Source organism: Herbaspirillum sp. WGmk3 (genome assembly GCF_023952535.1).
In the GTDB taxonomy this organism is placed as follows: Bacteria; Pseudomonadota; Gammaproteobacteria; order Burkholderiales; family Burkholderiaceae_D; genus Herbaspirillum; species Herbaspirillum huttiense.
In genome coordinates, this window is the sequence record NZ_JAKYWT010000028.1 from 1 (window position 1) to 405 (window position 405).

Below are 405 nucleotides of genomic sequence, written 5' to 3' on the forward strand. Positions count from 1 at the left end.
GCCAGCAGTTGGGCGGTTGTGTACATCGACATAAAAAAATCCCGTAAAAAAAGCCGCACAGGCGGCCTTTAGTGATGAAGGGTAAAGTTAAACGATGCTGATTGCCGTTCCGGCAAACGCGGTCCGTTTTTTCGTCTCGTCGCTGGCAGCCTCCGGCCAGAGCACATCCTCATCACGGAACGTGCCGGACTTGTAGAACGTCAGCGTGGTGCTGGTCTGGTCAGCAGCAACCGCAAGAATGCCAACGGCAGCACCGTCGGTGGTGCCATCCCACGCAACCAGCTTACGGCTGGAGGTGTCCAGCATCAGCGGGGTCATTGCAGGCGCTTTCGCACTCAATCCGCCGGGCGCGGTTGCGGTATGAGCCGGGTCACTGTTGCCCTGCGGCTGGTAATGGGTAAAGGT

1 protein-coding gene is annotated in these 405 nt (G+C 58.3%); it reads right to left on the reverse strand.

The window, feature by feature from the left end; translation table 11 throughout:
- Positions 1-87: 87 nt before the first annotated feature.
- A partial coding sequence (locus MKD49_RS25785; protein ID WP_252697719.1) for a head decoration protein occupies positions 88-405 on the reverse strand: 318 nt, incomplete at its 5' end.